This window comes from Streptomyces sp. NPDC060002 (genome assembly GCF_042737245.1).
Classification (GTDB): Bacteria; Actinomycetota; Actinomycetes; order Streptomycetales; family Streptomycetaceae; genus Streptomyces.
The window spans coordinates 1-19,458 of record NZ_JBHWUW010000056.1; the positions used below are offsets into that span (position 1 = coordinate 1).

Annotated in this window: 15 protein-coding genes and 3 pseudogenes; 9 read left to right on the forward strand and 9 right to left on the reverse strand. The window is 69.5% G+C overall.

The genetic code is table 11. The annotated features are described in order from the left end of the window. Positions 1 to 79 precede the first annotated feature (79 nt). A pseudogene (locus ACFWBD_RS33950) lies at positions 80 to 163 on the forward strand (helix-turn-helix domain-containing protein); the annotation flags it as partial. Between the two features lie 23 nt (positions 164 to 186). Here ACFWBD_RS33950 and ACFWBD_RS33955 read toward each other — a convergent pair. The 4 genes from ACFWBD_RS33955 to ACFWBD_RS33970 form a co-directional block, all read right to left on the reverse strand. Then, positions 187 to 873, reverse strand: coding sequence for a hypothetical protein (locus tag ACFWBD_RS33955; RefSeq protein WP_385675441.1), 687 nt, complete (start codon positions 871 to 873; stop codon positions 187 to 189). 361 nt (positions 874 to 1,234) lie between these two features. Next, positions 1,235 to 1,414 carry a hypothetical protein gene (locus tag ACFWBD_RS33960; RefSeq protein ID WP_385675444.1) on the reverse strand — a complete coding sequence of 60 codons (180 nt, stop codon included), beginning with the start codon at positions 1,412 to 1,414 and terminating at the stop codon, positions 1,235 to 1,237. Between the two features lie 2 nt (positions 1,415 to 1,416). Beyond that, positions 1,417 to 1,968, reverse strand: a complete 552-nt coding sequence (locus tag ACFWBD_RS33965) for an ABC transporter permease (protein WP_385675537.1) — start codon at positions 1,966 to 1,968, stop codon at positions 1,417 to 1,419. Next, a complete protein-coding gene (locus ACFWBD_RS33970) occupies positions 1,929 to 2,591 on the reverse strand; it encodes a YdcF family protein (protein WP_385675447.1) in 663 nt (220 codons plus the stop codon). Before ACFWBD_RS33970 ends, ACFWBD_RS33965 begins: the two co-directional genes overlap by 40 nt. A 1,042-nt stretch (positions 2,592 to 3,633) precedes the next feature. On the opposite strand from ACFWBD_RS33970, the gene ACFWBD_RS33975 reads away from it, so the two are divergent. The 8 genes and pseudogenes from ACFWBD_RS33975 to ACFWBD_RS34010 all read left to right on the forward strand — a co-directional run bounded on the left by ACFWBD_RS33975 (position 3,634) and on the right by ACFWBD_RS34010 (position 15,146). After that, positions 3,634 to 7,767, forward strand: coding sequence for an amino acid adenylation domain-containing protein (locus ACFWBD_RS33975; RefSeq protein WP_385675450.1), 4,134 nt, complete (start codon positions 3,634 to 3,636; stop codon positions 7,765 to 7,767). 62 nt (positions 7,768 to 7,829) lie between these two features. Further along, positions 7,830 to 8,438, forward strand: a complete 609-nt coding sequence (gene epsC / locus ACFWBD_RS33980; protein WP_385675453.1) for a serine O-acetyltransferase EpsC — start codon at positions 7,830 to 7,832, stop codon at positions 8,436 to 8,438. A 428-nt stretch (positions 8,439 to 8,866) separates the two neighbouring features. Next, positions 8,867 to 9,463, forward strand: a pseudogene (locus ACFWBD_RS33985) (acetyl-CoA carboxylase biotin carboxylase subunit family protein); the annotation flags it as partial. Between the two features lie 27 nt (positions 9,464 to 9,490). Beyond that, entirely contained in the window at positions 9,491 to 10,750 is a 1,260-nt protein-coding gene (locus ACFWBD_RS33990) for a pyridoxal-phosphate dependent enzyme (protein ID WP_385675540.1), read from the forward strand. Continuing rightward, the gene (locus ACFWBD_RS33995) at positions 10,747 to 12,021 is read left to right on the forward strand and encodes an ATP-grasp domain-containing protein (protein ID WP_385675456.1); all 1,275 of its coding nucleotides are present in this window, start codon (positions 10,747 to 10,749) and stop codon (positions 12,019 to 12,021) included. The genes ACFWBD_RS33990 and ACFWBD_RS33995 overlap by 4 nt, the downstream gene beginning before the upstream one ends. A gap of 80 nt (positions 12,022 to 12,101) precedes the next feature. Next, a complete protein-coding gene (locus ACFWBD_RS34000) occupies positions 12,102 to 13,358 on the forward strand; it encodes an ATP-grasp domain-containing protein (protein ID WP_385675459.1) in 1,257 nt (418 codons plus the stop codon). Positions 13,359 to 13,408: 50 nt separating this feature from the next. Next, positions 13,409 to 14,632 carry an MFS transporter gene (locus ACFWBD_RS34005; RefSeq protein WP_385675462.1) on the forward strand — a complete coding sequence of 408 codons (1,224 nt, stop codon included), beginning with the start codon at positions 13,409 to 13,411 and terminating at the stop codon, positions 14,630 to 14,632. Between the two features lie 61 nt (positions 14,633 to 14,693). Then, the gene (locus ACFWBD_RS34010) at positions 14,694 to 15,146 is read left to right on the forward strand and encodes a cupin domain-containing protein (RefSeq protein ID WP_326790271.1); all 453 of its coding nucleotides are present in this window, start codon (positions 14,694 to 14,696) and stop codon (positions 15,144 to 15,146) included. Between the two features lie 71 nt (positions 15,147 to 15,217). Here the strand turns inward: ACFWBD_RS34010 and ACFWBD_RS34015 are convergent, their stop codons facing one another. The 5 genes and pseudogenes from ACFWBD_RS34015 to ACFWBD_RS34035 all read right to left on the reverse strand — a co-directional run bounded on the left by ACFWBD_RS34015 (position 15,218) and on the right by ACFWBD_RS34035 (position 19,455). Next, positions 15,218 to 15,766: a nucleoside deaminase gene (locus ACFWBD_RS34015; RefSeq protein WP_385675465.1), complete on the reverse strand. Its 549-nt coding sequence runs from the start codon at positions 15,764 to 15,766 to the stop codon at positions 15,218 to 15,220. A 27-nt stretch (positions 15,767 to 15,793) separates the two neighbouring features. After that, positions 15,794 to 16,630: an LLM class flavin-dependent oxidoreductase gene (locus ACFWBD_RS34020; protein WP_385675469.1), complete on the reverse strand. Its 837-nt coding sequence runs from the start codon at positions 16,628 to 16,630 to the stop codon at positions 15,794 to 15,796. A gap of 85 nt (positions 16,631 to 16,715) precedes the next feature. Beyond that, entirely contained in the window at positions 16,716 to 17,873 is a 1,158-nt protein-coding gene (locus ACFWBD_RS34025; RefSeq protein ID WP_385675471.1) for an MFS transporter, read from the reverse strand. Positions 17,874 to 18,052: 179 nt separating this feature from the next. Further along, a pseudogene (locus tag ACFWBD_RS34030) lies at positions 18,053 to 18,265 on the reverse strand (transposase); the annotation flags it as partial. Positions 18,266 to 18,429: 164 nt separating this feature from the next. Then, a complete protein-coding gene (locus ACFWBD_RS34035; RefSeq protein WP_385675474.1) occupies positions 18,430 to 19,455 on the reverse strand; it encodes a transporter substrate-binding domain-containing protein in 1,026 nt (341 codons plus the stop codon). Between the last annotated feature and the right edge of the window lie 3 nt (positions 19,456 to 19,458).

Consider the following 19,458-nt stretch of genomic DNA (forward strand, 5'->3'; position numbering starts at 1 on the left):
GTGGCCCACGTGGGCCACGCCCCCTCGGCGGCTGCCGACGCGCGGCTGCCGTCTCGAGGACGCTGCACGTCTCCGACCATACAAAGGCGGCCGGCCCAAGACCTTCGCCCTCCCCGAACGCCGGGAGATCAAGAAGATCGCCAGGTCCAGGCCGGCCGAGCACGCCTGAATCCCACCGCGCCGGCGTTACGACTGCGGACAGTGGGGCCCCAACCCTTCCGGCACCACGGCTGGCTGGGCCTGACCGGCCAGCCATGTCTTCACCTCATGCCAGGCGGCTCGCTCCTCCGCCTCGGTTCCCCACCACCAAGTGAAGGGCGAGTCGTCGGACATCAGCTCCTCCCGCCACCAACCGACGCTGTCAGCCAGGTGACGGCGGGCGACCGGGCTCATCTCCGCCTCCCAGCGGGCGAGCCACGGGGTGACCGAGGAGCTCACGGTCACACAGCTCTCGAACACCACGCACGCGGAGACGGGCGGTGACCTCGTCCGCAAGGTGTGCGTCCACCACGCCTCCAGGAAACCGGCCACTGCCCCGGCCTGCTCGCCGGGCCAGCCCGACCAGCCTGCCGCGGCCAGTCCACGGGCCATGAGATCGGGCTCGGCCACATCCTCGGCGAGCACCACGACGAGCTGCGGCAGGACCCGCCGAATGATCGCGGGCTGGTCATCCCAGTGGAAGGGATCTTTCTGCGCGACCCGGCGGACAAGGTCCGCCGGGAGCGGGACGTCGGGAGTGCGCAGCAGTTCGACCTCACCCTCGTCGAAGCACCGGCCGCAGCCGGTCTCGTCCGCTTGGGCCGTCATACCGCCGAAGGTCTTCGCGACCCTCGCCACCGCTGCGGCGAGGACATCGCCACCAGGAGAAGTCACCGTGCATCCCGTCAAGACTCGAGCAGGCCGCCCCAGCCGAAGAGAGCGACGCTAGCAGGCGACAACTCACCCACTGGAACAGGGCAAACGTTGCTTGCATGCGGCACGAGTTCCGGGACGTGCTCCCCGCCGGTGCCGCCACTCCCCCGCCGACGGGGAACCCGTCGCACGGCAGCACCCCGGGCGGACGACGGATTGGGCGTCGGTTTCCGCCCTTCAGCCCGGTGCGGCGGGCCAGGGGCTCGGCGATCCGGCGGCCCACCCGTATCAGCGGGTCGGGGGCGGTCAGAGGCTCCTGGAAGACCACCGCGGCGTCGCGTCCCCGTACGGCGGTGAGCCGTTTCTCGGGGGCCCCGACGATCTAGGTGCCGGCCAGTTCCACACTGCTGGTCGCAGTCATGCCTTCGGGCAGCAGGCCCCGTACGGCAAGCGTGGTCAGGGACTTGCCGGAGCCGAACTCGCCGATCAGGCCCAGGCGCTCGCCGGCCCCGACGGTGCAGGACAGTTCGTCGACCAGGGTGCGCCCGTCGCCGGTGCGCACGGTCAGACCGCGGACATCGAGGAGCGTCGTGCCCGCCTCCCGCGGGAAGCCGGGTCGAGGGTGTCGCGCAGTCCGTCGGCGATGAGGTTGACGCCGACGACGAGGACGACCGGCACGACGCCGGGGGCGACCGCGCCCGCGGGCGCGGTGGTGAAGGTGGCCCGGGCCTCCTGAGGCATCCGCCCCCAGGAGGCGTTGGGCGGCGGTGCGCCGAGCCCGAGACAGGACAGGCCGGCCTCGGCGGGGACGGCGAGGCCGAACTGGCGGGCCAGGTTGACCACGCGGGTGGGCCAGATGTTCGGCAGGACGTGTCCGGCGACCGTGCGCGGCCAGGACGGGCCCGAGGTGCGGGCGGCGGTCACGTAGTCCTGGGCCAGGGCCCGCTTGACCAGGATCCGGACCAGGCGGGCGACGACCGTGCTCTGGGCGGGGCCGACGGCGAGGACCGAGGAGCCGAGGGGGGCCGAGCGGGCGGCGACGACGAGCATCGCGAGCAGCAGGGTCGGGAAGGCGATCAGGATGTCGAGGAACGCGGCCAGGTGTCGTCGAGCCAGCCCTGCCCGCGACCATGGATGCCCGCAGCGGGACCTCTGCGTTCGTCAGCCTGGAGGACCCGCAGTGTCCACAGTCCGTACAGGGCCAGCAGTGGTTTGAGGACCGTCCACTCGCCAGGGCGGTAGTCGCCTGCACGTACCAGTTTTTCGGCAAGGTCGGGGCGCTGTCGCCGCAAGTACGCCCGGGCCTTGAGCGCGTGAGCCGGCTGAGAGGCGATCTTGATGCGGTCGACATTCTCGAGCATCGGGATCACGTTCGTGATGTTCTCCCAAGTCGTCCCGCTTCGGTCTTCCAGCAGCACTGCGCCCTCGAAACCGAGCACCGACCTCGCATGGTCGGCCATCAACCGGGCCTCCGCGGCGCCACCGCTGGTCGCACCCCCGCTGAAGATCACGCGGGTGTCATGCGCTCGGTCAGCGACGATGGAACGAAGTCCGGCCTCGACTCGCCGTCGGTTGATGAAGTTCGCCGTCTCCTGGGGGTTGCGGTAGCCCAACACGACCACGGCCTCGACAGCGCCCCCGCTGTTGCCCACAAGAGCTCGAGACCAGCGCCAGTTCAACCACTCGCCCCAGGCCAGGGCCGCGACCCCAGCTATCGCCAGTCCCGTCCTTCGCCGCATACGGCGACCCTAGGGCACCTCCGTTCCGAGCCACGGGGAAACCAGCCGCGCCACGGACGACGCCCGCCGGGCAGGGCGCCCGCAGCACCAACCGAGGCTCGGCCGAACCGATCCGTCCCGCTGCTCTCACGGCGTTCACGGAGAGTCCCTGCCGGGCGATGCCAGTGGGCCCTCCTACCGCCGGTCCGGATCCTTGCACCGGACCGTGGACCTCGTTCGCCGGCGTCAGGTCCCAGCCCATGAAAGGCGTGAACTCCCTCGTTGATCGCTTCCCCACGACGCGAGCTTCCAGCCACCGGCTGAGGTGCATGCCTGGCCGGTTCACAGGCCTCAGCCGCTGCGTCGCCGAGAAGACTTCTGCCGTGAAGCGGTATCAACTGCTCCGAATAGCGCCCTCCGTTGCAACTCCGTGAACGCTTCTTTAAGGCCCCGACTTCATCGGCCTGCCACAATGCGGAACTGGCTGCATGGGGCATTCACTGCAGCAGACGGCCACAAATGTTCGCATGCCCGAGGGGTGACCGGCCGACTCACCTCGGCTGTCATGAACCAGGCCGCTGCGACACCACCCGGATGACGGCCCCTCCGCATCGCGTCGATGGTGAATAACCGGAGCAACGCCCCTCTATTTGCACCTCGTAACACTTCGGCCATTCCGGAGCGACCGAAAGTGCAGCGATGACAATCGACCCAAAAGGGGCGAGCGGGCCTGTATCTCAATCTCACGTCGGTCATCTCCTTCGTGTACGTTCCGATTGATTACGGGGATGACTGACTTGTTTTGGCCTGCGCAGTGCCCTCCGGGGGGAAGGCGCAAGATCGTCACAGGCATACAGATTGGTTGGGGGAGGCGTAAAAGGCATGTCTGCACGACCCCTTGAGCGAGCGCAGAACCCTGGTGGGCGATGTACGGAGAGGCCCTGAGCGTCGGCCTGGCACCGTATGGTCCCGGCAGGTCTTTCCAGCGACCGATCACGTGAACGTCGGAACTTTTCCGACTGCTTCCGTCCAGACGAAGCCCATCACCGATCGCGCTTCTCTCATGCCTGATTTCGCGGGCGTGTTACGCGCGTCGACTCAAAATGACGAATTCCAGGTTCGAAGGATAATGGCGAAACTAACGGGGTCCGAGGAACTGTCCCTGTCAGACATGCTGCGCGCGGCCACCGTCGCCCAGCCCGACCGGACTGCCGTCTCCTGTGGCACGGAGCGGCTGACCTTTCAGCAGCTCAGTGAGCGCAGCAAGAACATCGCCGGCCACCTGCGGCAGCTCGGTGCGGCGGCGAACCAGCCCGTCGGCATCTTCATGGAGCCGTCCGTCGACCTCATGGCGAGTGTCTGGGGGGTCCTGCACTCAGGCGCCGCCTACCTGCCGCTGTCGCCGGAGTACCCGGATGAGCGTGTCCGCTACATGGTCGCGGACTCACAGACCAAGGTCATCCTGACGGACGAGTCCTTGGCATCCCGACTGGCCGCGATGACGCCACCGGAAACGAAGATCGTCACCGTCGCCCAGGTCCAAGCCCACCGGGAAGCCGAGCCGGACATCGGTTCCGCCGCTCCGTCCGCCCCCGCGCCTGCGCCCGCACAGGGCCGCAGCCTCGCATACGTCATCTACACCTCGGGGAGCACGGGCAACCCGAAGGGCATCGGCATCGAACACCACAGCATCGTCAGCCAGATGCGCTGGCTGGCCGACGAACAGGGTCTGGACGAACGCAGAACAGTGCTGCAGAAGACGCCCCTGAGTTTCGACGCGGCCCAGTGGGAGATCCTCGCACCGGCCTGCGGCAGCAACGTGGTGATGAGCGAACCGGGCCTCTACGCCGACCCTGGCGGGCTCATCGACCTGATCGCGGCGAACAGGGTAACCACCCTTCAGGGCGTGCCGACGCTGCTGCAGGCGCTCGTCGACACCGGACGGCTGTCCGACTGCACGTCGCTCACCCACGTATTCAGCGGCGGTGAAGCGCTCACCAGGAACCTGGCGATCGAGCTGCTCGACGCGTTACCGGACCTGGAACTGGTCAACCTGTACGGCCCGAGCGAGTGCACGATCAACGCGTCGGCCCACACCGTGGACCGCGGCACCGTCCAGCGCGGTCCCGACCACATCTCCATCGGCCGACCGGTCCGGGGCATGAGCTTCCACATCCTCGACACCGCCCGCCGGCCTGTGGCACCTGGCGAATCGGGTGAACTCCACATCGCGGGACGCCAACTGGCCCGTGGGTACCTGAACAACCCCGAGCTGACCGCCGAACGGTTCCTCACCAACCCGTTCTCCACCGATCCCGAATCCGCCCGCCTGTACCGCACGGGCGACCTGGCCAGGTGGAACGACGACGGCACCGCGCAGTTCCTCGGCCGTACCGACAGCCAGGTCAAGCTGCGTGGCTTTCGGGTCGAGCTGGACGAGATCAAGGTGTCCATCGAAAAGCACGACTGGGTGAAGCGCGCCGCCGTCCTGGTCCGGGACGACGCCAGGGTCGGCGCCAATCTCATCGCGTTCATCGAGCTCGACCCCCAGCAGGCCGCGCTGATGGACCAGGGCAACCACGGCACCCACCACCAGTCGAAGCAGAGCAGGCTTCAGCTCAAGGCGCAGCTGGCGAATCTGGGTGTTCGTCAGGAAGACGGACTGGCGGTCGTCGAGCTGCCTGGAAGCTCGGCGACGGCCCGGCAGCGGCGCACGGTGTTCGCCCGCAAGACGTACCGATTCTACGAAGGGGGCGAGGTCACCCGGGCCGACATCATGGACCTGCTCGCCCACCGGACCGAACAACCGGTCGCGCCCCGGGACCCGGACACCCTGACGCTGTCCGAACTCGGCACTGTGCTGCGCTATTTCGGACAGTTCTCCAGCAGCGAACGGCTGCTGCCCAAATACGGGTACGCCTCCCCCGGCTCGTTGTACGCCACGCAGTCGTACCTGGAGCTGTCCGGCGTCGCGGGCCTCGAACCGGGCTACTACTACCACCACCCGATCAACCACCGGCTCGCGCTGATCAGCCCCGCTCCGGCCGGCACGCCGAGACTGCGCGTCCACTTCATCGGGCGCCGGTCGGCCATCGAGCCCGTCTACCGCAACAACATCCAGGAAGTCCTTCAATTCGAAGTCGGCCACATGGTCGGCCTGTTCGACCAGGTCCTCCCCGAGTACGGGCTGCGGATCAACGCCCGCCCTGGGGCGCCCGAGGTCAAAGACGTCCTGCGCTGCCCGGACGAGGACTACTACCTGGCCACGTACGAGGTGCTGACGGCCGCTGCCCCGGCCGTCAACAGCCCGGTCGACCTGTTCGTGCAGGCCCATCCCGACCGGATCGCCGATGTGGACTTCGGCCAGTACCGGTATGACGGCGCCGAACTGGTGCGCGTGTCCGACCAGCTGATCCGCAAGCAGGACGTCATCGCCATCAACCAGGAGGTCTACGACCGGGCGAGTTTCGGGATCAGCATGATCAGCCGCGCGTCCGGACCCTGGCAACGCTACGTCGACCTCGGCAGGGAACTGCAGCGCCTCCAGATGAACAGCCTCGGCCTGGGCCTGATGTCCTCCGGCTACAGCTCGGAGACCGGCACTCCCCTGCCGTCCGCCCGGCGCATCGCGGACATCGTCGGTCTCGGCCCGGACACGGCCTCCTACTTCGCCGTCGGCGGCCGTATCAGTGCCGAGCAGCGGCTCAGCGAAGGCATGAAGGAGGACTCCGTCCACATGCGGGGGCCGGCCGAGATCGTCAAGGACAACCTCGCCGAATCCCTGCCTCCGTACATGGTGCCCAACCGGGTCGCCGTACTGGACTCCTTCCCGCTCACCCCGAACGGCAAGATCGACCACCAGGCCCTGCGCGAGCTGGACAAGGCCGCCGTGGACGGCACCGAGACGCCGGTCGTCCCCCCGCGTACGCCCACCGAGGAAGCCATCGCCGCGCTGTGGCGCAAGGTGCTCAGGCAGGAGCGGGTCTCGATCCGGGACAACTTCTTCGTCGCCGGGGGCCACTCGCTGACCGCGGTCAACCTGGTCGGCCGGATCAACCGGGAGCTCGGCAGTTCCCTGCCGCTCCAGGTGCTGTTCGACGCGCCGACCATCGCCGAGCTGGCCAGACGCGTCGACCGGGAGCCCGCGACCGCGCTGCCCAGGCTCGCGCGGCTGCGAGCCGGAGACGGCGGGCGGCCGGTCTTCTGCTGGCCCGGGCTGGGCGGCTACCCGATGAGCCTGCGCCTGCTGGCCGGCAGGCTTGAGCTGGACCGGCCGTTCCTCGGTGTCCAGGCCTACGGCATCAACGCGGGCGAGACCGCGTACCCGACGTTCGACGAGATGGTCGCCAAGGACATCGAACTGCTCCGGCAGGTCCAGCCGGTCGGCCCGTACACCCTGTGGGGTTACTCCTTCGGGGCCCGGGTCGCGTTCGAAGCGGCCCATCAACTGGAACGCGCCGGCGAGCGGGTCGACGAGGTGATCCTGATCGCACCGGGCAAGCCGCCCGTGGTGATCCGCGACGCGACGCCCACCGAGGCGGCGGTCAGCTTCACCGACAGCACCTTCCTCTCGATTCTCTACTCGGTGTTCGCCGGAAACCTCGAACAGACTGCGGTCGACGCGTGCCTGGCCGCAACCCACGACGAAGGCTCCTTCATCGCATTCGTCTGCGGCCGGTTCGAACACCTGGACCGTGAACTGGTGCGCCGGATCGTCAGTGTGGTGCGGCAGACCTTCCTCTTCGAGTACGCCCCTCACGAACTGGCCGCGCGCAGCATCGCGGCACCGATCACGGTGTTCCGGGCCAGCGGCGACCAGAACTCCTTCATCGACTCCGGCCACCCGCTGTCGCGCACACCCCTCAGGATCAGCCGACTCAGAGCTGACCACTACGAACTGCTGCGCACCGACGGAATAGCCGAACTCGTCACCGCCATTCAGGCCGCACGACTCCCCAGAAAGGCCATCGGAGTGCCTCACGTCAGCATCAAACATTTCCCGAACAACCTCGAAGCCGACCAGATCTCAGCCCTTGTCGACGCGATCACCAGCGCGGTTCGGACCGCGTTCTCGGTCGACGAAGGCGCCGTGTCGATCGCCCTCGAACCGGTGGCCCAGGACGCCTGGACCGAGCGGGTGTACATACCGGAGATCGTCAAAGGCACCGGGAACCTGGTCAAAGCCCCGAACTACTGAGACCGGCCGGCGAATTCGACGATGCCACCGGAAGACCAGGGCAAGACATTACGGAGGATCGCATGCGTAGGGTGATCATCAGGGCGAGGGAAGACCTCTCCGTGATCGTCGCGCGGGACCCGTCGATCCGCACACGCGCGGAGGCGCTGCTGCATCCCGCGCTGCCCGCGCTGTGGACCCACCGGCTGGCACATGTCCTGTACACCCGTGGGCACCGTCAACCCGCCCGGATCCTGGCCTACCTGGCCCGCGCGGTGACCGGCGGCATCGAAATCCATCCGGGCGCAACGCTGGGCCGACGCCTGTTCATCGATCACGGGGCCGCAGTGGTCATCGGGGAGACGGCCGAGGTCGGCAACGATGTGACGATCTTCCACCAGGTCACGCTGGGCGCGGTCGGCTGGTGGCGGGACGGGCGCCGCGAACCCGGTGCCCGCCGGCATCCGGTGGTCGGCAACCGGGTGGTGCTCGGCACCAGCGCGATCGTGCTCGGTCCGGTCACCATCGGCGACGACGCGTTGATCGGCGCCGGTTCGCTCGTACTGCGCGATGTGCCGCCAGGCGCCCGGGTCATGGCCCCCGCGGCCGAGGTCGTACAGCGGCTGTCGGCCGCGGATCGCGAGGAGGCTGACCAGTTGCTGCGTGCGCTGGCCACCTCCGGGTGCTGGTGACGGCCCGCCCGGTTCCGTTCCCTGTTCATCGTTCTACCCGGCCACGTGCCGGCATGCCATCGGAGGCATAGATGATTCACGTCGGTGTCGTGGAGAGCAACCTCTCCGGATCCGGCTTCGAAGGCCTGCAGATCATCAAGGAACTCGATTGCCGCGTCACCTTCTTCACCCGCGACCTGGACCGGTACCTGGAAGTGCCGGGCGGGCCGGCCTACTTCGACGACTACGTCGACGAGATCGTCCACTGCGAGACGAACCTCCTCGAGGAGCTCCTGCCGCAGGTGCACGCGGCCGGGGCCGAGCACCCCTTCGACGCGTTCCTGACCCTGGCGGAGTACGACGTGGTCGTGGCCGCCGAGGTGGCGGTCCACCTCGGACTCCCCACGGTCAGCGTCGACGGCGTAGCGACGGCACGCAACAAGGCGTTGATGCGCCGACGCTGCGCCGGACTCGGCGTCGCGACACCGGCGTTCCGCACCGTGCGGAACCCCGCCGAGGCGGAGGCGGCCGCGGCGGAGATCGGCCTGCCCTGCGTGGTGAAACCGGCCGACGAGACCAGCAGTGCCGACGTCCGGCTGGTGGAGACCGCGGCGCAGGCCGCTGAGCATGTGGCACTGATCCAGTCCCGGGTGGAGAACACCCGCGGCCAGGCCCGCTACCACGAGCTGATGGTCGAGGAGTACCTGAGCGGTCCCGAGGTCAGTGTGGAGGTGCTGGCCGAAGGCGACCGGTACGAGGTGTTCGGGGTGACCGACAAGTCGGTCACCGGCCAGGGCTACTTCGTCGAGCTGGCCCACACCTTCCCCTCCAGTCTGCCCGAGTCGGTGGTGCGCGCCTGCGGCGACCTGGCCGTGGAAGCGCTCCGCGCGGTCGGGTTCGACCTGGGTATGGCCCATGTCGAGATCAAGGTGACCGAGTCTGGGCCCAAGCTCATCGAGATCAACCCGAGGCCCGCCGGCGGCAAGATCACCTACCTCGTCGACCGCGCTCTCGGCATCCGGTCCCTGGAACTGGTGGCCCGGCAGTACCTCGGGCAGCCGCTGCCGGCCCGGGTGCTGCCCGAGCGGCCGGTCGGCGGCGCCGCCATCCGTTACCTGACCGCGCGGCCCGGCCGAGTCGTGTCGGTCAGCGGCCGGCAGCGGGCTGCCGCCCTGCCCGGCGTCGAGGAGGTCGTCGTCAAGCCCGAACCGGGTTCCGTGGTACGGGAGTTGCGCCGCAACGGCGACCGCGCCGGTCATGTGCTCGTGGTGGCCGAGACCGCCGAGCTCGCGGCGCGCACCGCTGAGGCCGCCGTGCGGGAGATCAGCATCCGGACCGAGCCGGTCACCCGACGCCCGGTCGTGGACTCCCTGGTCGACCTGATCGGCGGTACGCCGCTGCTCCGGCTCCCGGTTCACCGCATCGTGGACGGTGTCCCGGGCGATGCCGAGGTGCTGGCGAAGCTGGAGCTCTTCAACCCCTGGTCCAGCAGCAAGGACCGGGCCGCGCTGTCGATGCTGCGCGGCGCCGAGGAGCGGGGGCTGCTCACCCCGGGCAACGGCACCGTGATCGAGGCGACCTCGGGCAACACCGGCATATCGCTGGCCGCGCTGGCGGCGGCCCGCGGATACAGCTGCGTCATCGTGCTGCCGGACAACGCCACCCAGGAGCGGGTGGCCATGCTCCGCTCGCTCGGCGCCGAGGTCGTACGGACCCCGCACACGGGCGGTTACCAGGCGGCGGTCGACAGGGCCGAGGAAATCCACCGGCAGACCCCCGGGTCGTGGTTCTGCTGCCAGCACGACAACCCGGACAACACACGGGCGCACTACGAGACGACCGGCCCGGAGATCTGGAGCGACACCGACGGGCGGATCGACGTATTCGTCTGCGGAGTGGGCACCGGCGGCACGCTCAGCGGCGCGGGGCGGTACCTGCGCGAGAGCCATCCCGCGGTCCGCATCGTGGCGGTGGAACCGGCCGGCTCGCCGCTGCTGTCCGGCGGCGAGCCCGGCACGCACACCATCCCGGGCTTCAACGGCGGCTTCATCGCGCCCACCACGGAACGGAACCTCATCGACGAGGTGATCGCGGTCTCCGACGCGGACGCCCTGGACACCACCCGGCGGCTCGCGCTGCGCGCCGGCCTGATGGTCGGTGTCTCGGCCGGCGCCGTCGTCCACGCGTCCGGTGTCCTGGCCGCCCGTCCGGAGTACCGGGGGCGGCGCATCGTGACCCTGCTGCCCGACACCGGTGAGCGGTACCTGAGTCTGCTCGGCCGTGAGGCCGAGCCGGTCCCGGCCGGGACTGCCGTCAGCGGCGGTGCCCGGTGACGGCGCCCGGACCCGCCGACGACCGGCCGCGGCTGCTGATGGTGATGCCGTACCGCCAGTTCGTGCGGAAGGCACAGGCCGAGGGGTTCTGGGTCGGTGCGGTCTGGGACCCCCGGCTGGAGTCGCCGGAGTACCTCGACGACGTCCGCGCGCTGGCGGACCTGTTCGTGTCGGCCGACTTCCGGAATGCGGAGCTGCTGCGCCGCACCCTCCGCGAGGTGGCCCTGGAGCACCGCGCCACGGTGATCTACCACATCGGCAGGGAGGAGACCATGGTCACCGCCTACGAGGTGGCCGAGGACCTGCACGCCGAGCTCAACCCGGCCGCGGCGATCCGCTTTCTCGCCGACAAGCACGCGATGCGGGACCTGCTCGCCCGGCGCGGGCTGTCCCCGGTGTCCTTCGAAGCCGCGCCGACGCGACAGGAGGTGCCGGACGCGGTCGAGCGGATCGGCTACCCGGCCGTGGTCAAGCCGGCCGCGCTCGCCGGCAGCCGAGGCGTGTTCCTGTGGCAGGAGGCGCAGGACCGGGCGGCCTGGACCGCGCTCGTCGACCGGTACGGCTACGACGGCCCGTTCCTGGTCGAGGAGTATCTGCGGGGTCCCGAATACAGCGTGGAGACGCTGAGCAGGGACGGCCGGCACCAGGTCATCGGCATCACCGAGAAACTGCTGGGCCCCCCGCCACTGTTCGTGGAGGTGGGGCACGTCCATCCGGCGCCGCTGCCCCAGGACCGCCGGCGGGCCGTCGAGGAACTCACCGCGGAGTTCCTCACGGCATGCGGGTACCGGTTCGGCCCCGCGCACACGGAGGTGATCTGGACACGGCACGGCCCGCGCATCGTCGAGTCGCAGGCCCGGCTCGGCGGTGACCGGATACCGCGACTCGTCGAGTTGGCCACCGGACTCGACATCGAACAGGCGATCTTCGCCGCCCTGGCGGGCAGGCCGGCCGAGCCCGCCGGGCCGACGGCGACCGCGATCGTGCGGTTCTTCACCTTCCCGCCCGGCCGCGTCGACGAGATCCGTGGCCTGGAGAAAGCCACTCGGCTCGGACACGTCGACGAGCTGGTCCTCCGGCTGCGCCCGGGTGACACCGTGCCGACGGTCCGCGACTCCAAGAGCCGGCACGGGCACGTCATCGTCTTCGGCGCCTCTCCCGAGGAGGCCCGGGCCCGCTGTGCGGAGGTGCTCGCCGCCATCGAGGTCGTCATCGAGGACACGCCCGTACGAGCGGACGGCCACGCCGGAGCGCTCGGGACGCCCGTATGAGCGCCGTCGGTCACGAGTCCCCCGCCCCGAAGAAAGGCAGTGACCATGCAGTGGTCCATACCCACGCCCAGGAGGTCGCCATGACCTCCCCAGCCACCGACGCACAGGTGGTGTTCGTCGGCTACAACGCTGCCTACCTGCGCGCGATCGACGGGATCGTACCCAGCGGGTCGGTCGTGGTGATCGAGGAACCCGACATCATCCGCAAGCGGGAACTGCAGGACGCGGCGACCCGCTTCGACTGCCTGGACCGGATAGTCCCGGCGAGCTACCAGCAGTCGTCCGAGGCCCTCGACCTGGCGGCCGAACTGACAGCCGCGCGCCCGGTGGCCGCCGTCGTCCCGGGTCTGGAGTACGCGGTGCCGGCAACGGCCGCACTGGCCGAGAAGCTCGGGCTGCCGGGAGCGACCGAAGCCGCCGCGCAGGCGCTGCGGGACAAGGTCCGACTGCGCGAGGTCTCCGGTGCGGGCGGCGTCCGCAATCCGCGCTGGCGCGAGGTGCACGGCCCCGCGGACATCCTCGACTTCGCCGGCGACGAACCGGTGGTGGTCAAGCCGGCGAACCGGCAGGCGAGTGTCGGCGTGCAGCTGCTGGACTCGGTCGACGCCGCCACCGCGGCACAGGCATGGGAACGGACCTCGTCCGCCGCCGAGTACGAGCAGGTGCCCGACCGGCAGCTGGCGTGGCGCTTCCTCGCCGAGGAACGCTTGCGAGGACCCGAGTTCAGCGTGGAGGCGCTGGTACGGCGGGGCGAGATCATCTTTGCGAACATCACGGCCAAGACCGTTGTCCCGGGGCCGTATCCCGTCGAACTCGGCCATCTGCTGCCTGCTCCGCTCGACCAGGACACGCAGACCGCGTTCGAGACGGCCATGCGGGCGCTGGTCGCCTCGATCGGCTTCCAGACGGGCATCCTGCACGCGGAGTGGATCCTGACCGAGTCGGGCCCGACGCTGGTGGAAAGCGCCGGCCGCTGCCCCGGCGACTACCTGATCGACCTCGTCGACCTGGCATACGGCACACGGATCCGGCTGACCCTCATCGACCTGCTTGCCGGCCGTCCGGTCACGCTGCCCCGAGCCGCGCGGCAGACCTCGGCGATCCGGTTCCTGGCCGCCGGGCCGGGCACCGTGACGGAGGTCGCCGGCGTGGACACGGCACAAGGGTTGCCCGGCGTCCACGTCGCAGAGGTGGATGTCGAGGCCGGCCAGGAGGTCCGGCCGTGGGCGTCCTCCTGGGACCGCGCCGGGCACGTCATCGCGACCGGGCCGGACGCGGACACCACCCGTCAGCGCGTCCTGGACGCGGATGCCGCCATCCGCATCGCTACCGATTGAGGAAACACATGTCTGTTCTGTGGCAACGCGTCCGCGGATGGCGCGGGTCCATGCCAGGAGGGTCCGTCGGTTTACGGCTGGCCGTGATGGCGATGATCGACGCGGTGGGCACCGGTGCCTTCCTGTCCGTCTCCGTCCCGTTCATCACCAGGTCGGTCCACCTGTCGGAGGGCAACCTCGGTCTCGGCCTGACCCTGTCCGCCGCCATCGCCCTGGGCACGGCGATCCCGATCGGCATCCTGGCCGACCGGACCGGCCCGAAGAAGGTGCTGGTCGGGGTGAGCCTGTGGCGCTGCGCCTGCTTCGTGTTCTACCCGCTCGTCCAGAACCTGTGGCAGTTCCTGACCGTGGTGTGCCTGCTCGGCCTGGCCGACAAGGCGGCGGCACCGATGGAACAGGCCCTGGTCGGGCAGGTCACGGCGACCGACGACCGGGTCAGGGTGGTCGCGATCCTGCGGTCGCTGCGCAATGTCGGCTTCACCGTCGGCGCCCTCTTGGGCGGTATCGGGCTGCTGATCGACACCCGGGCGGGATACACCGCGATCCTGCTGGTCAACGCCGCCTCCTTCGCCGTGCTCGCGAGCCTGGCCTTCCGTCTGCCGGTGCTCAGTGCACCGGCCAAGAGCCTGCGCCGGCGCTTCTCGGTCAGCGTGCTGCGCGACGGATCGTTCCTGTCGTTCACCGGCATCAACGCCGTGCTCACCATGCACATGACCCTGCTGAGCATCGGCATCCCGCTGTGGATCGTCGGACACACCGACGTCTCCTCAGCGCTGATCTCCCCCCTGGTGGCGGTCAACACCGTGCTCGCGGTCGCCCTGCAGGTGCGGGCCAGCCGGGGGACCGAGACCATCGCCGGCGCCGCCCGGGCCCTGGTATGGGCCGGCCTCTCCCTCGCGGTCTGCTGCCTGCTCCTTGTCGCGGTGCCGAAGCTGCCGGTCGTCCTGGCCGTCGGTGTGCTGCTACTGGCCATGGTCGCGCTGACCGGCGGCGAGTTGTTCCAGTCCGCCGGTGGCTGGGGCGGCTCCTATCTGCTCGCGGTACCGGGCCAGGAAGGCGTCTACCTCTCGGTCTTCTGGCTCGGCGTGGCCATCCAGCAGATCGCGGCACCGGTCCTGGTCAGCCTGGTCGTCACGACCGGCAGCACCGGATGGACCGTCCTGGCCGCGCTGTTCGCCGTCTGCGGCCTTGCCGCGCCGGTCATCGGCCGATGGGCACAGGCCCAGGCGGACAGCAGACCCCGACCGGACCCGAGCCTCGCCGAGGCCACCTGACCCCCCATGTATGCCGGCCCCGCAGCCGAGTCGGCACAGTTGATCACCACCTAGGAGAGAAATGTCCGTTCCGTTGTATGTTCCGTCCGGCGAAGGCGAGTTCGTCAACATCCGGGACACCAAGAGGACGTACCTCAAGCTCACCACGGCGGACTCCAACGGCGAGTTCGGCTTCTTCGAGCACCACATGGCTCCGGAGGCGAGCGGCGCCAGCCCGCACATCCACAAGCAGTCCACCGAGATGTTCTACGTGGTGAAGGGCGAGATCGAGTTCACCATCGGCGACCGCAAGGTGGTCGGTGAGCCCGGCGCGTTCGCCTACATCCCCAAGGGCGAGCCGCACGGCTTCACGAACAGGGGCAACGAGGACGCCACGCTGCTGATCATGTTCTACCCGATCTACAACCGCGAGGACTACTTCCGCGGCCTGGGGCGCCTGACGGCCAACGGGCGCAACCCCAGCCTGGAGGAACTGCAGGAGCACATGGCGAAGTACGACCAGTTCATGGTCTGACCCGGGAACCCGCGGCAACGAACGGGGCCTGGCAGCGACTGCGCTGCCAGGCCCCGGCGTTCGTGCCGCCGTCAGTCGCTCACGCTGTCCCTGGTCCGGAAGCGCCACTGCAACTCGCGTACCTGATCGGCGAGTTCCGGGACCGGTCCCGCCACCTCAAGACCGGGGACGACGTCCTGGATGGACAGCGGACTCAAGGGCGAGGTGACGGGCACGCCCCACTCCGCCTTCCAGTCCCGGGCCTGCCGGGACGAGCTCGCGTACACGATGCGGCCCAGTCCGGCCCACCCGTGTGCGGCCGCGCACATCGGGCAGTGCTCGCCCGAGGTGTACACGGTCGCCGTGGCCCGCTCCTCGGGACTCAGGTGGGTCGCGGCCCAGCGGGCGAGTTCGAACTCGGGGTGCCGGGTCGGATCGCCCGTGGTGGACTCGCGGTTACGGTCCTCGGCGAGGATCTTGCCGTCCGCATCGACGAGCACGGATCCGAACGGCCAGTCGCCGGCCTCCACCGCCTCGGCCGCCAGCTCGATGCAGCGGCGCAGATAGGGCAGTTCGGCCTCGTTGACGGTGGCGGCGCGGGTGGTGCCGCTCTCGGGAAGGTCGTGGTCGTTGGGGGCCACTGTGACTCCGTCTCTTGGGGGTGTCTGCTATGGCCGGTGCGCGGCCACGGTCGCCAGTGCCTGCCACGCCGTCTCGGGCCGCAGGGTCTCGTTCGGATCGCCGTGGTACGGATCGAGCAGCACGGTTTCTGCACCGGCAAGGCGCAGCTCCTCGATGTCCTCGAGAATCTGCTCGAGGGTGCCTTCGCCGGCCCGGCGATCCGGGTCGTCGATCGGCCTTTCCGTGAGCCGGAGATAGATGCGCGGCGCCAACTCCGGGACCGGCTGATCCAGTTCGGCCGAAATATCCTTCAGTCGATCCACGGCCTCCCTGAACCAGGGCATCGTGAACCGCAGTGGATGCCATGGAGAACCAAGACGTACGGCCCTCCGCATTGCGGCGCTGCTGTTGCCACCGACCCAGATCGGAATCTGTCCGCAGCCATAGTCGGCGTCGTTGTCCCATGCGGCGCGTATGGTCCGCAGGTGTTCGTCGGTCAGAGCACCGCGCCGTTCGAACGGGACGCCCAGCGCCTCGAACTCTTCCCGGGCCCAACCGACCCCGACGCCGAGGATCAGTCGGCCGCCGCTGAGTTGCTGCAGGTTGGCCGCCATGCGGGCGACCAGCAGGGGGTGCCGGTAGGGCGCGATGAGCACCGTCGTGCCCAGCCCTATCCTGGTCGTGATTCCGGCCAGCCAGGCAAGAGTTGTGACAGGTTCGTAAAATGGAGCGGGATATTGTCCGGCGACATCCGATGTGATCGCCACATGGTCGGAGAGCATCAACAGGTCGAAACCGAGACCCTCCGAGGTTTTGGCCCAGCGGGCCAGGATATCCGGGTTCGTACCCGGACCGAAGTTGGGGACATTCACGCCGATCCGCATGACCCAACACTAGCAACTGCGCATCAGCGGCGTGCAGTTGTGGGCCAGGCTTACGGAAAGGCGAATGCACGAGGAGTGGCGCACGTCAGTTGCCCTGCGGTGAACCGCAATTTCTCGAATCCGGCAGGTGTGCGGTACGGAGGCCCAGGAGGAGGAATGCGGCCAGGACGGCCGCCGTCGCCGGGAAGAGGGCGGACGGGCCGCCGAGGGAGAGCAGGGGGCCGCCCGCGAGCGAGCCGATTCCGGTACCGCCGTCGAAGGCGACGTTCCACGCGACCCCGGCCACGCCGAGACCGCCGGGGCGGTCGCCGGCCGCCTGCATGGCGAGCACCAGGGTGGCACTCTGGACCGCGCCGAAGCCCGCTCCGAACAGGGCCGTGCCGGCCAGCAACAGAGCCGGCTCGTGCGAGGCCGCGCCCGCGGCAGTGCCGAGCGTCGTGACCAGAACGGCAGGTATCAGCACCGGGCGGCCTCCGTACCGGTCGATGAGCCACCCGGCGCCGAACCGGGATAGGACGGTGGAGGCCTGCGCGGCAAGCAGCGCCTCGGGCGCGGCCGACGCGGTCAGCGGCAGGAAGGTGAAGACGACGCCGTAAGCGGTGGTGGAGGCGGTCTCCACCATGAGGGGGCCGGTCATGGCGCGCAGCGACCGCCATGTTCCGTGCGGGGTCCGCGGACTGCCGGAGCGAGGCCCGGCCGGCCGGGCGGACGCTACAGCGCGAGGGAAGCCGAACGAGCCGACCGGGACCAGAGCGGCCGCGCCCGCCGCCAGGGCGAAGGCGAGCGCGTACGCCTCCTGCCGGGCCAGGGCGATGCCCAGCGGAGCCCCCAGGACGCCGGCTACACCGACCACCGCGCCGTACCAGCCGATGACTCGCCCCCGGTTGCCGGACGGGAACAGCTCGGCAGTGAAGGTGACACCGGCGACGACGAAGACGCCGAAGCCCAGCCCGCGTACTGCCGCGAGGCCGGTCAGGGCGGGCAGCGTGGAGGCAGCCGGCAGAAGCAGACACGGCAACCCGAGCAGCGCACCGCTCATGGCGAGTGAGTGCCTCCGTCCGAGCCGGGCGAAGAGCCACGGCGTGCAGGGCTGGACGACCAGGGTGGCCGCCATCAGGGTGGCGGTGAGCGCGCCGGCGCCCGACGGTCCGGCACCGGAGCGGACGGCGTACGCGGGCATCGCGGAGAGCATCAGATTGAAGCTGGCGAAGCCACCGAACGCGGCGATCAGGGCGCCGGCCATCGCTGCCCGCCTGCGCCCGGCGGAGAGCACCGGGCAGCGGTCGGTCGACGCGGACGAGTCCGCCGGCGTGATCACCGCAACCCGGCCGCGCCGATGAGCCTGGTGCGCATCGAGCCCTGGTACGGGTGGTGGAAGCCGTACGGCACCTCCCCGGGCGCATCGACGAAGGCGCCGGGTCGCACGGTACAGGCGGCGTCCGCGATCACCGCGGCGTCCTTCGCGTCGGCCTTCGCCTCCGCCGGACAGAGGTCGGCGATCCGCCGCGTCGCCGGTCCGGGCAGGTGAGCGACCTTGCAGCCGACGCCTCGGGCGGCGGTCAGGGGGAGGGCTCCGCTCGAGGCGGGCCGGTCCACGATCACCAGGACGGTGCCGAAGCTCACGGCGAGCTCGTCGGAGGAGGGCGGCAGCCCTTTTGCAGGACCGCGAAGAACACAACGGGGGACGCTGATGGACACGGCGGTTCGGCATCTCCGTAACGAGGACACGGCCGGGTGCGGCAGGGCCCGCTCCGGGGCCTCGCAGGTGGCGATGGCGGGGCCCCGGAGCGGGCAGCGGATCAGGAGTTGTCGAGCGGCAGCCCGGGCGGGTTGACCTCGGACTTGGCGACGGCCTCGTTGGAGAGATTCCAGGCGGCCAGCCACTTGGCGTACTGACCGTTCTTGATCAGGTAGTTGATCGCGTCGGTGATCGGCTTGGCGAGACCGCTGTCCTTCTTGGAGGTGGCCGCGATCAGGCCCTGTAGCGAAGCGCCGGCGCCGGAGAACGTGCCCGCGTTGGCCGTGGGCTTGCTCGTCTTCGCGGTCTGGGTGATGTGGTAGGAGATGGTCGGGTTGGGGCCGAAGTGGGCATCGATCTTGCCGCTGCTGAGCGCCAGGTAGACGCCGTTGTTGTCCGGGTAGCGCTTGATGGTGAGCTTCTTGCCCTCGCCCTGCAGCTTTCTCTGCCACTCGATGAGGATGCGCTCCTGATTGGTGCCCGAGCCGACCGAGACGGTCTTGCCGGCGAGGTTCTCGTAATCGCCGTCGAACCGCCAGTTGCCGGACTTCAGCACCTCGAAGGCGAGGTTGTCCTGCCGGTAGGAAGCGAACTCGTACTTCTCCTTGCGCTCCTCGGTATCGGTGACGTTCGAGAAGGCCACGTCCACCTTGCCGCTGTCGACGCCGATAAAGAGGTTCTCCCAGGTGAAGTTCTTGCTCTCCGGCTCGAGGCCGAGGACCGCGGCGACGAGGCGGCCGATGTCGGTCTCGGATCCGGTGAGGGTCTTCTGGTCGTCACCCACGTAGTCGAGCGGGGCGGAGCCGGACGGCAGCGCGCCGTGGCCGATCACCAGCTTGCCGCTCTTCCTGACGGCATCGGGCAGTTCGGCGCTGATCGACTTGACCTCGGACACCTCGAGGGTGGTCTCCGTGGCGGCGCCGTTCGAGAGCTGACCGATGGTCACACTCCCGGAGGCGGCGTTGTCCGTCTTGGTGGCGGCGTCGCTGTCACCACCGCAGGCGGCGAGCCCGGTGGCGAGGGTGACGACGGCAGTCGCCGCGGTGATTCCGCGTACCAGGCTACGTCGGGTGAAGTGGATGGACATGGC

Coding starts and splice junctions, on each gene's coding strand:
- epsC (WP_385675453.1), top strand. CDS start 7,830: ATGCGTAGGGTGATCATCAGGGCGAGGGAAGACCTCTCCGTGATCGTC.
- ACFWBD_RS33970 (WP_385675447.1), bottom strand. CDS start 2,591: ATGCGGCGAAGGACGGGACTGGCGATAGCTGGGGTCGCGGCCCTGGCC.
- ACFWBD_RS34005 (WP_385675462.1), top strand. CDS start 13,409: ATGCCAGGAGGGTCCGTCGGTTTACGGCTGGCCGTGATGGCGATGATC.
- ACFWBD_RS34035 (WP_385675474.1), bottom strand. CDS start 19,455: ATGTCCATCCACTTCACCCGACGTAGCCTGGTACGCGGAATCACCGCG.
- ACFWBD_RS34025 (WP_385675471.1), bottom strand. CDS start 17,873: ATGGCCGGCGCCCTGATCGCCGCGTTCGGTGGCTTCGCCAGCTTCAAT.
- ACFWBD_RS34010 (WP_326790271.1), top strand. CDS start 14,694: ATGTCCGTTCCGTTGTATGTTCCGTCCGGCGAAGGCGAGTTCGTCAAC.
- ACFWBD_RS33975 (WP_385675450.1), top strand. CDS start 3,634: ATGCCTGATTTCGCGGGCGTGTTACGCGCGTCGACTCAAAATGACGAA.
- ACFWBD_RS34020 (WP_385675469.1), bottom strand. CDS start 16,630: ATGCGGATCGGCGTGAATGTCCCCAACTTCGGTCCGGGTACGAACCCG.
- ACFWBD_RS34000 (WP_385675459.1), top strand. CDS start 12,102: ATGACCTCCCCAGCCACCGACGCACAGGTGGTGTTCGTCGGCTACAAC.